General features: G+C 73.2%; 10 protein-coding genes. 6 read left to right on the forward strand and 4 right to left on the reverse strand.

All coding sequences use genetic code 11. The features are described from left to right. Nucleotides 1–99: 99 nt before the first annotated feature. From DDW44_RS28725 to DDW44_RS28735, 3 genes are all read right to left on the reverse strand, one after another. The gene (locus tag DDW44_RS28725) at nucleotides 100–699 is read right to left on the reverse strand and encodes a hypothetical protein (RefSeq protein ID WP_146207065.1); all 600 of its coding nucleotides are present in this window, start codon (nucleotides 697–699) and stop codon (nucleotides 100–102) included. Nucleotides 700–1,157: 458 nt separating this feature from the next. Further along, on the reverse strand, nucleotides 1,158–1,763 hold the full coding sequence (locus tag DDW44_RS28730; RefSeq protein ID WP_108908304.1) for a hypothetical protein: 606 nt from the start codon (nucleotides 1,761–1,763) through the stop codon (nucleotides 1,158–1,160). Nucleotides 1,764–1,922: 159 nt separating this feature from the next. Further along, nucleotides 1,923–2,549, reverse strand: coding sequence for a hypothetical protein (locus tag DDW44_RS28735; RefSeq protein ID WP_108908305.1), 627 nt, complete (start codon nucleotides 2,547–2,549; stop codon nucleotides 1,923–1,925). Between the two features lie 452 nt (nucleotides 2,550–3,001). Here DDW44_RS28735 and DDW44_RS28740 point away from each other — a divergent pair, with 452 nt between their 5' ends. The 5 genes from DDW44_RS28740 (at nucleotide 3,002) to DDW44_RS28760 (ending at nucleotide 7,580) form a co-directional block, all read left to right on the forward strand. Beyond that, nucleotides 3,002–4,666 (forward strand): PP2C family protein-serine/threonine phosphatase, encoded by a 1,665-nt coding sequence (locus DDW44_RS28740; protein ID WP_108908306.1) that lies wholly within the window; start codon nucleotides 3,002–3,004, stop codon nucleotides 4,664–4,666. Next, the gene (locus DDW44_RS28745) at nucleotides 4,663–5,922 is read left to right on the forward strand and encodes a cobalamin B12-binding domain-containing protein (RefSeq protein ID WP_244224142.1); all 1,260 of its coding nucleotides are present in this window, start codon (nucleotides 4,663–4,665) and stop codon (nucleotides 5,920–5,922) included. The genes DDW44_RS28740 and DDW44_RS28745 overlap by 4 nt, the downstream gene beginning before the upstream one ends. Further along, nucleotides 5,919–6,296: an STAS domain-containing protein gene (locus tag DDW44_RS28750; RefSeq protein WP_108908307.1), complete on the forward strand. Its 378-nt coding sequence runs from the start codon at nucleotides 5,919–5,921 to the stop codon at nucleotides 6,294–6,296. The genes DDW44_RS28745 and DDW44_RS28750 overlap by 4 nt, the downstream gene beginning before the upstream one ends. Nucleotides 6,297–6,408: 112 nt before the next feature. Continuing rightward, complete coding sequence (locus DDW44_RS28755; RefSeq protein WP_027734700.1) at nucleotides 6,409–6,786, forward strand: STAS domain-containing protein; 378 nt, start codon at nucleotides 6,409–6,411, stop codon at nucleotides 6,784–6,786. Then, complete coding sequence (locus DDW44_RS28760) at nucleotides 6,783–7,580, forward strand: ATP-binding protein (protein ID WP_108908308.1); 798 nt, start codon at nucleotides 6,783–6,785, stop codon at nucleotides 7,578–7,580. The genes DDW44_RS28755 and DDW44_RS28760 overlap by 4 nt, the downstream gene beginning before the upstream one ends. A 251-nt stretch (nucleotides 7,581–7,831) precedes the next feature. On the opposite strand, the gene DDW44_RS28765 is transcribed toward DDW44_RS28760, so the two are convergent. Then, nucleotides 7,832–9,028 carry a PP2C family protein-serine/threonine phosphatase gene (locus DDW44_RS28765; protein ID WP_108908309.1) on the reverse strand — a complete coding sequence of 399 codons (1,197 nt, stop codon included), beginning with the start codon at nucleotides 9,026–9,028 and terminating at the stop codon, nucleotides 7,832–7,834. Nucleotides 9,029–9,365: 337 nt separating this feature from the next. Here DDW44_RS28765 and DDW44_RS28770 point away from each other — a divergent pair, with 337 nt between their 5' ends. Then, the gene (locus DDW44_RS28770; protein WP_108908310.1) at nucleotides 9,366–13,661 is read left to right on the forward strand and encodes a HAMP domain-containing protein; all 4,296 of its coding nucleotides are present in this window, start codon (nucleotides 9,366–9,368) and stop codon (nucleotides 13,659–13,661) included. The last annotated feature ends 68 nt before the right edge of the window (nucleotides 13,662–13,729 follow it).

Here is a 13,729-nt window from a genome sequence, read left to right on the forward strand (position 1 = left end):
ACGCTCCTGCGGCCGGGTGGCGCCCGGGGAAACGTGCCGGGGGAGGCCGCGCGCGTCCTCGGGGGCGCACGCGGCCTCCGGCCGGTGTCCCAGCCGACGTCAGCCCTCACCTCCGTCGCCGCCCCGGCCGCCCGCGCCCCCGGTGTCGCAGCCGATGCCGATGCACAGTCCGCCGTCGCCGCCCGCCCCGCCGGAGCCGCCGTCGCCCTCGCCGGCCGAGTCGCCGCCGTCACCCCCGTCGCCGCCGTTGACGCTGCCGTGGCAGATGCCCGCGCAGATCCCGCCGTCACCTCCGTCACCACCGTCCCCGCCGTCCTGCCCGGTGGTGCCGCTGCCGCCGTTGGCGCTGCCATTGCACAGCCCGGCGCAGAAGCCGCCGTCCTCGCCCTCGCCGCCGTTGGCGCTGCCCTCGCAGTTGCCCACGCATGCCCGGTCGCCGACCTGGACACTGCCTTCCTCGCCCAGTTCGACGTCGAACGCCCCGCCGCCGTCACCCGAGGGAAGCCGTGCGACGGACTGTGCGGCGGGCACCGACTGCGGGGCCGGGGATGCCGGGAAAGCTGATGCCGCCACCGACTGCGGGGCGGGGGATGCTGGTGCCGCCACCGCGGCGGGTGCCATCACCCCCGCCCCGAGCAGACCGGCCGCCACGACCAGGCCCAGCCGGCCGGCCCAGGAATCCATGGTCCTGAATCGCATGAAGATCGCCCTTCTCTGGAGAAACACGTCCCCGGGTTCTTTCGGCTCTGTGAGCGGTTCTTTCCGGACGTGCAGTGTGTGGGAAACACCGCAGAAGAACGAAGAAGAACGAACAAGAACGAGCGAGAACACAGGGACCGGATGTGTCGCCCATCCAGTAGGCCGCGTCCTGCCCGGTACGGTCACGCCACGCGAATTCGGAACTTGACATGCGTGCCGCTCGCCCGTATTCGCGACCGGCGCCCGGAAAGGAAGCGCAGGCGCGCCGTGCCGGGGCGTGCATTCCGTCCAGGCATGCCCCGGGCACGCCGATGTCCCGGTCCGACCGGGACCGGGCACGTCCACGGCGACGGCCCCGGACCCCCGGGTGGGGGCCGGAACCGCACGATCCGTCCGCATGTGTTCGGCGTCGGGCCCGGTACCGCGCGGCACGCGGTACGGGGCCCGAGTCGGCGGGCCTACTTGATCAGGGCCGCCCAGTCACCGTCGAGGACGTGATCCCTCCAGGTGTCGACCTCCTTCTCGGAGACGTCGTACTTCTCGGCGACCTCGGCCGTCGTCGCCTCGTCGGCGAGCAGGGCCACCACGATCCGCACCTTGTCCACGGCCGACAGCTCGTCCGCCGGCTTGTCCGGCAGTTCACCGAACGCCTCGAGGCTCTCGAGGTCCTTCAGCTCCTCCAGCTCCTGCAGGTCCCTGAGCTTCTCGAGGTCCTTGAGGTCCTTGAGGTCCTCCGCATCCTCCAGCCCCTCCAGGTCCTCGAACTCCTTTGAGTCCCTGGAGTCCTTGGAGTCCTTGGAGTCCTTCGAGTCCTCGGGATGTGCACAGCCGGGCCGGCCCGGCTTGCCGGGCTCACCCGGCTGACCCGGTTCCCCGCCCTTGCCGCCCTCCCCGCCCTTGCCGCAGTCCTCGGCGGACCGGCTGCCGAGGGCCGCGGCATCGGTGGAGAGGGCCGTGCCCTTCGAGGGAACCTGCGGTGCCTGACTGGCGCACGCGGTCCCGGTCGCGACGGCCACCGAGGCCACCGCCAGAACGATCGAATGCTTCCAGATTTTCCTGGACATGGGGAAATGCTCCGTTTCATGACGAGAGAAGGGATGACGCCTCATGACGAGAGAAGAAGTGCCGTTCTCGGCCGCGATCACCCGGCCACCGTGGGGGTGGAGGCCGGGCAGGCCTCCACCCCGTCGAGGCGGACCGCGGGGCCGCCGTGGGCTCGGTGATCAGAAGACGCTGAAGCCGCCGTCACCTCCGTCGCCGCCGAAGCCGCCGTGGTCGAAGACGCTGTCGCCACCGACTCCGCCGTCGCCGCCCGCGCCCCCGTCGCCGAAGACGGTGTCGCCTCCGTCGCCTCCATCGCCTCCGTCGCCGCCGTGGTCGAAGACGCTGTCACCGCCGCCTCCGCCGCTGCCCCCGCCGCCGCCGTCACCGAAGACGCTGTCACCGCCGTCGCCCCCGTCACCGCCGTCACCGCCGTGACCGAAGACGCTCTCCCCGCCGCCTCCGCCGCCGCCTCCGCCACCCCCACCGCCGAAGACGCTGTCACCGCCGTCGCCCCCGTCGCCGCCCGCGCCCCCGTCGCCGAAGACGCTGCCGCCACCGGAACCGCCGGAGCCGCCCGAGCCGCCGCCACCGAAGACGCTGTCACCGCCCGCGCCGCCGGCGCCGCCCGCTCCACCGTCGGTGACCAGCACCGCAGGCGCCACGGCAGGGGCCGCCGCCGGAGTCGCGGCGGCCGCCGGAAGGGCGACGGCACCGGAAACGGCGGCGGCCGAGGCGAATATCACCGCCAGGCGGAAACCTCGGCGCCTGGGCCGGTCCTCGTTGTGGTTGTGCACAATACGGGTCATCGAAATACTCCTTGTCACGCCGGGAATGAGTGGCTTTCCCCGATGGGCCCGGGGAGAATGTGGGAGCGGAGAACGCGGGGAATTCCCATGCCGTCAATCCGTTCCGCTGTGCTGTACTGCGCCTCACTTCTGGCGAGGCCCGTATCACCATTAGGCAGGAACGGCGAATCTCGGTCTCGTTCCGAAGACTCGGGACTTGACGCATTCGGAAAGGGCGGGTAAGGGCAAGGAGCACCGCGGTCCTTCCCGCTCGACCCGGTGCCACTGCCCATCCGGCTGCGGCACTGGCCGTCCGGCCGCGCGCTGCCGCCACCGGCACAACGCCACCGGCGGACCGGCCCGCCGGTGCCGGAATGCCGCCGCCGCTTGATGCCAGGGGAAAGGTGCGGGAGGGTGGCAGCGTCCCGGCTTCCAGCGGAAGGTGATGAGGCCCGCTCCCGGGCCTTGGCAAGATGACGACTTTCGAAGGCTCCTCGCGCGGGTCGCAGGGCCTGGCTCTCCATGTCGGCGCCTCGTGGACGCAAGCTCCCTACCCCGCACTGGTCGCGGACCGCGCCGGCGGGGTGCTCGAGGTGAACACGGCGGCCGCCGCGCTGTTCCCCGCCGCGCTCGAAGGAGCGCGGCTCGACGACGTGGTGCCCGCGTGGCTGGCCCGGGCGCACCGGCGTGTCACCTCGGGCGGCGACCCCGGCGGCCGGACCGTCGCGGCGCGCGGCCGGCACGGAGACCTCACCCTGGAAGCCCATCCGACGGTGGGCGACAACGGAGACGTGGTCTGGTGGCTCGTCGACGACACCGACCGCCTGCTGGCCGAGACGGCCCTGCACGACGAACGGGAAAGAACGGCCTTCCTGGCGGAGGCCTCGACCCGGCTGCTCGCCTCGCTCAACGTGGACCGGTGCATGGAGGCCGTGGTGGGCATCGCCGCGGAGCACCTGGCCGACGCCGCCGTGCTCGTCGCCCCGGCCGCGGGCAAGCGCCACCCCGTGGCGGCGGCGGTGCGGGGCGGCCCCGTCGTCCGCACGACGGGCCGGATCGACCCCGCCGCGGTACCGGGCCTCGGCGAGGCACTGCGGGGCTTCCCGCCCGTACCGTCCCGGTGGATCGACCCGGCCGCACTGCCGGACTGGGCTGTCCCCGACGGCCTGGACGGGCCCGTCGGCTCCGTCGTGGTCACCCCGCTGCCCGGTCACGGTGTGCCTGCCGGCGCACTGATTCTGCTGCGGCGCGATGAGCAAACCGCGTTCGACACCTCGGAGGAGGTCTTCGCCCGGATCTTCGCCGCCCGTGCGGGAGTGGCGCTGTCCGCCGCGCACCTCTACACCGAGCAGGCGAGCATCACCGCGACCCTGATGGTGGAGCTGCTGCCCCCGAAGCTCGGGCATGTGCACGGGATCGAGTTCGCCGGCGGCTACCGCGCCTCACGCGACACCGAGCGGGTCGGCGGCGACTTCTACGACGTGCACCCGAGTGCCGCGCCCGACGAGGAGACGTTCGCCGTGCTCGGCGACGTGTGCGGCAAGGGCCTGGCGGCCGCGGTCCTGACCGGCAAGATCCGCAACACCCTGCAGGCGCTGCTGCCCCTGGCCGACGACCACGGGAGACTGCTGAAGCAGCTCAACGGCACACTGGTCACCGATCGGCACGCCCGTTACGCCACCCTGGTCCTGGCCTCGGCGCGCCGTACCGGACGCACCCTGCGGCTGCGCCTGACCAGCGCGGGGCACCCCAGGCCGCTGATCGTGCGCCACACCGGCCGGGTCGAGGAGGCCGACACCTCGGGCACCCTGATCGGGGCCCTGCCCGAGGTCAACGCCCGTACCGCGGAGGTGGAACTGCAGCCCGGCGAGACCTGTGTGCTCTACACGGACGGCATCACCGAGGCCAGGGGCGGCCCCCTCGGCGAGGTGATGTTCGGGGAGGAACGGCTGCGTGCGGCGCTGGCGGAATGCGCCGGGATGCCCGCCGAGGCCGTCGTGGAGAGGCTGCAGATGCTGGCCTCGGAGTGGGTCGGCGAGGGGCCGCACGACGACATCGCGGTGCTGGCGATCACCGCCCCGTACGGCGCCCGTCTCACGGCGGTCGACGGACACACGCCGGGCAGGTACACCGCATGACCGGCCTCCACGGCACACGGATCGGCGGCGCCCGTGCCGCCGGGACCGACGCTCCCGCAACGGGCCGGGCCGTCGCAGCCGGTCCACTCGATGGTCCCGGTGCCGCCGGTGCCGCCGCCGACGCCGCCGCCGGAGACCGCGAACCGGGGCGGGCCGCCGGTCCGGCCGGGGCGCCGTGCCCCGCGCTGCTGGCCGGCGCCCGGGACGAACTCTGGGACGCCGTGGACGCCCGGGACGAGCTCACCGCCGCGCGAGGCGTGTTCGCCCTCCTGGACTCCGGCCTCGCCGCCGAGGACATCCTGCTCGAGGTCATCGCTCCGGTACAGCGGAAGGTCGGCGCGGAATGGGCCGCCGGGCGCATCACCGTCGCCCAGGAGCACGCCGCCACCGCGATCCACGAGCGCGTCATCGCCGCCCTGGCACACCGGAGCGCCCCGCCGTCCGGGCTGACCGGGGTGACCGTCACCGTCGCCTGCGTCGAGGGGGAGTGGCACGCCCTGCCGGCCCGGATCCTCGCCGAGACGCTCCGCCTGCGCGGCCACACCGTCGACTACCTCGGTGCCCAGGTCCCCACCCCGCACCTCGTCGCCCATCTGCACCGGACCGCGCCGGACGTCGTCGCGCTGTCCTCCTCGCTCCCCACCCGGCTGCCCACGGCACACGCCGCCATCGCCGCCGTTCGCGCCACGGGCGTGCCGGTGCTCGCGGGCGGGGCGGCATTCGCCGCGGACGGCCGCTACGCGCGGCTGCTCGGCGCCGACGCCTGGGCCGCGGACGCCCGTGAGGCCGCGGGCGTCCTCAGCCGCGGTCTGCCCCGGCCGGGACCGGAAGCCGCCCGGCCCGCCGTCGAGGACCTGCCCCATCTGGACGATCAGGAGTACACCAACGTCAGCCGCGGCAAGCGGCGACTGGTGCGGGGCACCCTCGCCGGGCTGGAGCAGCGGCTCCCCGAGATGCTGTCGTACAGCGAAACCCAGCGTGAGCGCACCGCCGAGGACCTCGCCCATATCGTCGACTTCCTCGCCGCCGCCCTCTACACCGACGACTCGACGCTGTTCACCGGCTTCCTCGACTGGACGGGCGACATCCTCGAAGCCAGGGGCGTGCCCGCCCGAGTCCTGCTGCCCGGACTCGATCTGCTCCGGCAGGAACTCAAGGACTTCCCCCGTACCCTGGACCTCCTCACCCAGGGGGTCGACGTCCTTCGCGCGCGGGACCCCCGTCCCACGATCCCCGGCCCAGGAACCGCAGCATGACCGCATTCCCCGACCGCACCCTGGACATCGAGGTCACCACCGGCGACAGCGGAGTGGTGTGCGTCCGTATCGAAGGCGACCTCGACTGGGACTCGGCGGACGACCTCGCCGAGGCCGCCCGTGTCTGCCTGCACGCCGACCGGCCGCCCCGCCTGCTGGTGCTGGACTGCCGGGGGCTGGGCCTGTGCGACTCCGCGGGGCTGTCGGCGCTCCTCATGATCCACCGCATCGCGACCGCCGCCGGGACGCGGCTGCGGCTGGACCACCGGCCCGCGGCGCTCGAACGGCTGCTGGCACTGACCGGGACCCACGGCCACCTCACCGGTGCGGGCGGCACCGCTGCCGCCCAGGCTCCCGGGGAGCCGGAGGCGTAGGGCGCGCGGCGGGTACGGCGCCTGCACCGCGGCCCACCCAGGGCTACCGCCCCGTGAGGGGCCCGGCGCCCCCACCCTTCGCGGGCCGGCGGTGGGCTGGGACAATTCGCGGATGAGCGAAGACCTGGAAGTGACGTCGGCCCTGGTCGACGGCGTGCGCGTGGTACGCGTCAGCGGCGAGTGCGACGCCGACGAGGCGGGGACGCTGGCCCGGACGCTCGCGGCGCCTCTCGACGGGACCGCCCTCGGCGTCGTCGTGGACCTGTCCCGGGTCACCTTCGCCGACTCCTCGTTCCTCCACACCCTCCTCGAGGCGCACCGCCGCCACCTGGAGGCCGGCGTCCCGCTCGTGCTCGCCGAGCCCCACGTCCCGGTCCGGCGGCTGCTGGACCTCACCGACACGGCGCGCGTCTTCACCATCGCCCCCAGCACGGCCGCCGCCGTGGACGAGGTCCGCGGGGCGCGCAGCGACGGCCACCACGTCCGGTGAACGGCGGACCGGAGCGGCTCACGACGCGTCGTGAGCCGCAGGCGACGGACACGGCGGCGGATCTCGCGGCGGCCCCGGCCGAATCGGCGGCGGACCTCGCGGCGGACCTGGCGGCGGACACGGCGGCGGCCCCGGCCGAATCGGCGGCGGATGCGGCGCACTCGGCGACGGGCACGGTGGCGGACACCGCCGACGCGGCGGCACCGCGCGGCGGAGGCACGGAGCACTCGGCAGCCTCCGGCCGCGAGCAGGTCCCCGGCCCGTCGGGCGCCGCGCACCGGGACCGTTCCGCACCGGGAGGGCCCGGCGCGCTCGGGCACCGCCCCGCTCCGGCGACGGGTACGCAGGAGCAGCGCCCCGGAGCCCGCCCCGGAGCGCACCGGCACCGGCCCGCCCTCCCGCCGGGTGCGGACGAACCGCGCCCCGGCTCGGCCGCCGCCGCCCGTGAGCGGGTACGCCGCCTCCTGGACGGGCACGCGGCGGCCCCCCTGCCGCCGCCCGTGGTCGACGACATCCTGCTGGTCACGTCCGAGCTGGTCACCAACGCGCTGCGGCACGGCGGCGGCCTCGCCGCCTTCCACGCGGAACTCGACGGCGGCACCGTCCGCATCCGTGTGTCGGACCGCTCGCCCACACCGCCCCGCAGCGAGCTGCGCCGCCGGATCACCGCCCCGGGCGGCTTCGGCTGGCCCCTCGTCCAGCGCCTCAGCCGCAGTGTCACCGTCGACGTCACCCCCGCCCGCGACGGCAAGACCGTCGAGGCCGTCCTGCTCGTCTCCGCCGAGGGGGCCTGACCGCCGTCCCGGGGCGCGACCCGATCAGGGCGGCACCCCGCCGGCGCGGGCAGCAGCGCGCACCGCGCGCCGGGCGGCCGGTACACCCCGGCGCCGGGCGGCCGTACACCCCGGCGCCGAGCCGGACCAGCCCGTACGTACACCGGGCGCCGGGCCGGCCGCGGGGACCGCGACCACGGAGGCCGGGAGGCGCACGCCAGTGCCGCGTCAGGCAGGATCCGCCCGTCGAGCGAACCTCGCCTGATGCGGCATCAGACGTCGGCTCCCGCCCGGGTACGGCGGGTTCGGGTGCCGGCCCCGTGCCAGTCCAGGCACAGCGCCGCGGCATCGTCCTGGAGGCGTCCGCCGCAGGCGTGGCTCACCGCCTCGGTCAGGGCCCGTACGACCTCCCGCGGGTGCTCCGCGGCGGTGCCGAGGATGAGGCCGGGCAGATCGACGCTCTGCGCCCGGCGCTCCTGCATGCCGTCCGTGTAGAGCACGAGACGGTCGCCCGGGCGCAGATCCAGGGCCTGTGCGCGGTACGGGACGGGTGTCGGCACCCCGAACGGCAGATGGACGTCCAGACGGACTTCGTCGACCCGGCCGTCGCGAAGCCGCAGCGGCCATGGATGTCCCGCGTTGACCACCCGCGCTCCCGATCCGTCCAGGGCGAAGCGCAGCAGGAGACCGGTGGCCAGGGCTCCGCGGCCGTGGTCGAGGATGGCCTGGTGGATCCGGTGAGCCTGCTCGGCCAGGTCGCCGCCGTCCCGCCGGGCACCCCGTGACGCGTTGACCAGCAGAGTCGCCAGCAGGGCGGAGTTGAGATCATGACCCATGGCATCGGTGACGGACAGATGCAGTGTGTCGTGGTCGAGGGTGTAGTCGTAGGTGTCGCCGGAGATGGCGTCGGCGGGGACCAGGGCCCCGGCGAACGTGAACTGCGCCGCCTCGCAGCAGGACGCCGAGGGCAGGAGCTGGCGCTGGATCTCCGCGGCCAGACTCACCGGCGTGGTGCGCCGACCCCAGTGGTAGAGGTCCGTGAAGCGGCGGTCCGTGACGATCATGTACGCCAGTGCGTGCGCGGTCTCCTCGACCTGCTCCAGCACCTCGTCGCCGGCGTCGGGCAGGGTCAGTTCGAGCAGGCCGATGATGTCGCCCCGGTTGGTGACGGGCGCGATCACCCGGGCGCCCCGTCCGCCGTCGCCGGTCCGCGCCGGTCGCTGGGTGCGCAGGACCTCGTCGTAGACGCTGCCGGTCAGTTCGATCTGCTCCGCGTGGCGGCCCTTCCGGGCGGCGGCGTCCTCGCCGACCCGGACCAGTTTCCGGCCGATGATGTCGACGATCAGGAACGACACGTGCCGCGCGCCGAACCGTTCGCGCAGACTGCGGGCGACGACCTCGACGGAGTCCACCGGCGCGGCGTCCTCCGCGGCGGCGAGTACCTCCGCCAGCCCGTTCCGGTGCGGCATCTCGGTCTCCCCGCTGTCCGTGTCTCGTCCCGGAGAACCTGCATCCGCAGGAAACCTATCCGGCGAAGAGGTCCGTACCAACCGCGACGCGTCCCCACACCCGCCGGTCCCGGCGGAACGGCGGTGCGCGCCCGCGGCCGGCCCGGCTGTCCGATATGCCGGGGGCGCTGGTCACGCGGGGTATCGCGGCACGGTACGCTGCCTCGTATTTTGCCGTACGACAACGATTCCCGGATCGATCGTGCGGCGGACTACGGGGGTTGGCCCTCCGCCGGAGGGCCGTGGTGCTCCGTCCGTGGCAGACGGGCGGAACCGGGTCGGGCTAACGAGGGCGGTCATGGCTGAGACGACGGTGGAGAAGGCGCGTCCGGTGCAGCGGACGGGGTCGCACGACGGGGGCGCCGTGGGAGAGCCCGAGCTCCGGCAGCTGCTGGCGGGCCTGACGGCCGTACGCGACGGGGACTTCGGCACCCGGCTGCCGGACGACGCCGACGGCCTGCTCGGCGAGATCGCCGGTGTGTTCAACGGCATGGTCGACCAGCTCTCCCTGTTCACCTCCGAGGTGACCCGGGTCGCCCGGGAGGTCGGCACCGAGGGGACGCTCGGGGGCCAGGCCGAGGTACCCGGCGTCTCGGGCACCTGGGCCGACCTGACCGACTCGGTGAACGCGATGGCGGGCAACCTCACCACCCAGGTGCGGGACATCGCCCAGGTGGCGACGGCCGTGGCGCGCGGCGACCTGTCGCAGAAGATCGACGTGGACGCGCGGGGGGAGATCCTGGAGCTGAAGGAGACCATCAACACGATGGTCGACCAGCTCTCCGCCTTCGCCGACGAGGTCACGCGCGTCGCCCGGGAGGTGGGCACCGAGGGAATCCTCGGCGGCCAGGCGGACGTCAAGGGCGTCTCCGGCACCTGGCAGGACCTCACCGACTCGGTGAACTTCATGGCGGGCAACCTCACCGCGCAGGTGCGCTCGATCGCCCAGGTGGCGACCGCGGTGGCGCGCGGCGACCTGTCGCAGAAGATCGACGTGGACGCGCGGGGGGAGATCCTGGAGCTGAAGGAGACCATCAACACGATGGTCGACCAGCTGTCGTCGTTCGCCGCCGAAGTGACGCGCGTCGCCCGGGAGGTGGGCACCGAGGGCCGGCTGGGCGGGCAGGCGGACGTCAAGGGCGTCTCCGGCACCTGGAAGGACCTCACCGAGTCGGTGAACGTGATGGGCGACAACCTCACCGCGCAGGTGCGCTCCATCGCCCAGGTCACCACGGCCGTGGCCCAGGGCGACCTCACCCAGAAGATCCGCGTGGACGCGCGGGGGGAGATCCTGGAGCTGAAGGAGACCATCAACACGATGGTCGACCAGCTGTCGTCGTTCGCCGACGAGGTGACCCGGGTGGCCCGGGAGGTCGGCACCGAGGGCAACCTGGGCGGCCAGGCGACGGTCCGCGGTGCCTCCGGAACCTGGAAGGACCTCACCGACAACGTCAACGTCATGGCGTCCAACCTGACCGGGCAGGTGCGCTCCATCGCCCAGGTGGCCACCGCCGTGGCCCGCGGCGACCTCTCCCGGAAGATCACGGTCGAGGCCAAGGGCGAGGTCGCCGCGCTGGCCGAGGTGATCAACACCATGGTGGACACCCTGTCCGCGTTCGCCGACGAGGTCACCCGGGTCGCCCGGGAGGTGGGCACCGAGGGCCGGCTCGGCGGCCAGGCCCGGGTGCCGAACGTGGCCGGTACCTGGAAGGACCTCACCGACCACGTCAACTCCATGGCCACCAACCTGACCAACCAGGTGCGCAACATCGCGCAGGTCACCACCGCCGTCGCCAACGGCGATCTGTCCAAGAAGATCGACGTGGACGCTCGGGGGGAGATCCTGGAGCTGAAGACGACCATCAACACCATGGTCGACCAGCTGTCGTCGTTCGCCGCCGAAGTGACGCGCGTCGCCCGGGAGGTCGGCAGCGAGGGACGGCTCGGCGGCCAGGCCGAGGTCGAGGGCGTCTCCGGCACCTGGAAGCGGCTCACCGAGAACGTCAACGAACTGGCCGGGAACCTCACCCGCCAGGTCCGCGCCATCGCCGAGGTCACCAGCGCCGTCGCCGAGGGGGACCTGACCCGCTCCATCACCGTCGACGCCTCCGGCGAGGTCTCCGAACTCAAGGACAACATCAACGCGATGGTGGAGTCGCTGCGCGCCACCACCCGCGCCAACCAGGAACAGGACTGGCTCAAGACCAACCTCGCCCGGATCTCCGGGCTGATGCAGGGCCACCGAGACCTGGCGGTGGTGGCCGAGCTGGTGATGGACGAACTGACCCCGCTCGTCTCCGCCCAGTTCGGTGCGTTCTACCTCGCCGAGGACACCCAGGACGGAACCGAACTCCGGCTCGTCGGCTCGTACGGAAGGCCGGCCGGCACACCCGGCCAGGACCGCTTCGGGCTGGGCGAGTCCCTCGTCGGACAGGCGGCGCGCAGCCGCCGCACGATCGCCGCGGACAACGTGCCGGGAGACTACGTCATCTCCTCCGGTCTCGGCCGTACGACGCCGGGAAGCCTGATCGTGCTGCCCGTCGTGGTGGACGAGCAGGTCCTCGGCGTCATCGAACTGGCCTCGTTCACGCCGTTCACCCCGGTCCACCGGGACTTCCTCGGGCAGCTCATGGAGATGATCGGCGTCAACGTCAACACCATCGTCGCCAACGCCCGCACCGACGAACTGCTGGAGGAGTCGCAGCGCCTGGCCACGGAACTGCAGTCCCGCTCCGAGGAACTGCAGGTCCAGCAGGACGAACTGCAGCGGTCCAACGCCGAACTGGAGGAGAAGGCCGCCCTGCTGGCGGACCGCAACAGCGCCATCGAGGGCAAGAACCTCGAGATCGAGCAGGCGCGGCAGGAACTGGAGGACCGCGCACAGCAGCTGGCGCTGGCGTCCCGTTACAAGTCGGAGTTCCTGGCCAACATGAGCCACGAGCTGCGCACCCCGCTCAACAGCCTGCTGATCCTCGCCCAGCTGCTGGCCCAGAACCCGACCCGGAACCTCACCGCGAAGCAGGTCGAGTACGCCGGCATCATCCACTCCGCCGGATCCGACCTGCTCCAGCTCATCAACGACATCCTCGACCTGTCCAAGGTGGAGGCGGGCAAGATGGACATCAACCCGGAGCGCGTCGCGCTGCGCCCGCTGCTCGACTACGTCGAGGCGACGTTCCGGCCGGTCACCACGCAGAAGAGCCTCGACTTCACCATCACCACCGCCCCCGGCGTCCCCGCCGACCTGGTGACCGACGACTCCCGGCTCCGCCAGGTGCTGCGCAACCTGATCTCCAACGCGGTCAAGTTCACCGAGCGCGGCAGCGTGGAACTGCGTATCGAGCAGGCGGCCGAACACGAACTGCCCGGCTCGGTCCACCGCGGCGGCGCCGTCGTGGCGTTCCGCGTCAAGGACACCGGCATCGGCATCGCCGAGCAGCAACTGGAGGTCATCTTCGGCGCCTTCCAGCAGGCGGACGGGACCACCAGCCGCAAGTACGGCGGCACCGGCCTGGGACTGTCCATCAGCCGTGAGATCGCGCATCTGCTCGGCGGCGCGGTCACCGCCGAGAGCACACTCGGCCGCGGCAGCACCTTCACCCTCTACCTCCCGGCCGCACGCGCCGACTTCCAGAGCCAGGCCGACGACCCGGCCCGTCCCGCGGCGCAGACCGAGGTGGCCGCGCGGACCGCCGACGGTGAGCGGCCCGCCCCGGCCTTCGGACCCGGACGCACCCGGCAGACCCGGCGGCTGCTGGTGATCGAGGAACGCCCCCGCGGTCTGCTGTCGCTGGTGGCCGAGAGCGCCGTCGGCGAACTCGCCGGAGGCGATCTGCCCGACCGCGACAACGTCGAGGTCGTCGCCTCGGTCGGACCGGAGGAGGCGGCCGCCGCCCTCGCCACCGACCCGTTCCACTGCGTGGTCCTCGAACTCGACATGGCCGACGGGCAGGCGCTGCGCTTCCTCGACGCGATGGACGGGGACGCCGCGCTGCGCACGGTGCCGGTGCTCGCCCACAACAACCGCCGGCTGGACGCGGCGGACGAGCGCGCCCTCCAGTCCCGCGTCCACGAGCGGCCGCTGGAGCTGCTGTCCAGCCTCGACGAACTCCGGGAACGCATCGCGCTGTACCTCTCGGCCGAGCAGCCGGGAGACGTCGTACCCCTGGTCCGGGTGGAGGAGAGCCCCCAGCAGCCGCCGAGCGCCGCCGGGGGGCTCCAGGGCCGCACCGTGCTGGTCGTCGACGACGACGCCCGCAACCTGTACGCGCTCAGCGGCATCCTCGAACTGCACGGCATCCGGGTGCTGCACGCCGAGAACGGCCGGCAGGGCATCGAGAAGCTGACCGAGCACCCCGAGATCGACCTGATCCTGATGGACGTGATGATGCCGGAGATGGACGGCTACGCGGCCACGTCCAGGATCCGCCAGATGCCCGAGCACACCGCACTGCCGATCATCACCGTGACCGCGAAGGCGATGCCCGGGGACCGCGAGAAGAGCCTCGCCGCCGGAGCCAGCGACTACGTCACCAAGCCCGTGAACGCCGACGACCTCGTGGCCTGCCTCCGCAGGTGGCTCAGTGCCCCGTGACGAGCGCGGCGCCGCGGGAGCGCGCCGCTGCGCCCGCGGATCCGCGGCAATGCTTCGTGCTGCCCGCG

Origin of the sequence: Streptomyces tirandamycinicus (assembly GCF_003097515.1) — a bacterium.
In the GTDB taxonomy this organism is placed as follows: domain Bacteria; phylum Actinomycetota; class Actinomycetes; order Streptomycetales; family Streptomycetaceae; genus Streptomyces; species Streptomyces tirandamycinicus.

Coding starts and splice junctions, on each gene's coding strand:
- DDW44_RS28740 (WP_108908306.1), top strand. CDS start 3,002: ATGACGACTTTCGAAGGCTCCTCGCGCGGGTCGCAGGGCCTGGCTCTC.
- DDW44_RS28765 (WP_108908309.1), bottom strand. CDS start 9,028: ATGCCGCACCGGAACGGGCTGGCGGAGGTACTCGCCGCCGCGGAGGAC.
- DDW44_RS28750 (WP_108908307.1), top strand. CDS start 5,919: ATGACCGCATTCCCCGACCGCACCCTGGACATCGAGGTCACCACCGGC.
- DDW44_RS28725 (WP_146207065.1), bottom strand. CDS start 699: ATGCGATTCAGGACCATGGATTCCTGGGCCGGCCGGCTGGGCCTGGTC.
- DDW44_RS28730 (WP_108908304.1), bottom strand. CDS start 1,763: ATGTCCAGGAAAATCTGGAAGCATTCGATCGTTCTGGCGGTGGCCTCG.
- DDW44_RS28770 (WP_108908310.1), top strand. CDS start 9,366: ATGGCTGAGACGACGGTGGAGAAGGCGCGTCCGGTGCAGCGGACGGGG.
- DDW44_RS28755 (WP_027734700.1), top strand. CDS start 6,409: ATGAGCGAAGACCTGGAAGTGACGTCGGCCCTGGTCGACGGCGTGCGC.
- DDW44_RS28735 (WP_108908305.1), bottom strand. CDS start 2,549: ATGACCCGTATTGTGCACAACCACAACGAGGACCGGCCCAGGCGCCGA.
- DDW44_RS28745 (WP_244224142.1), top strand. CDS start 4,663: ATGACCGGCCTCCACGGCACACGGATCGGCGGCGCCCGTGCCGCCGGG.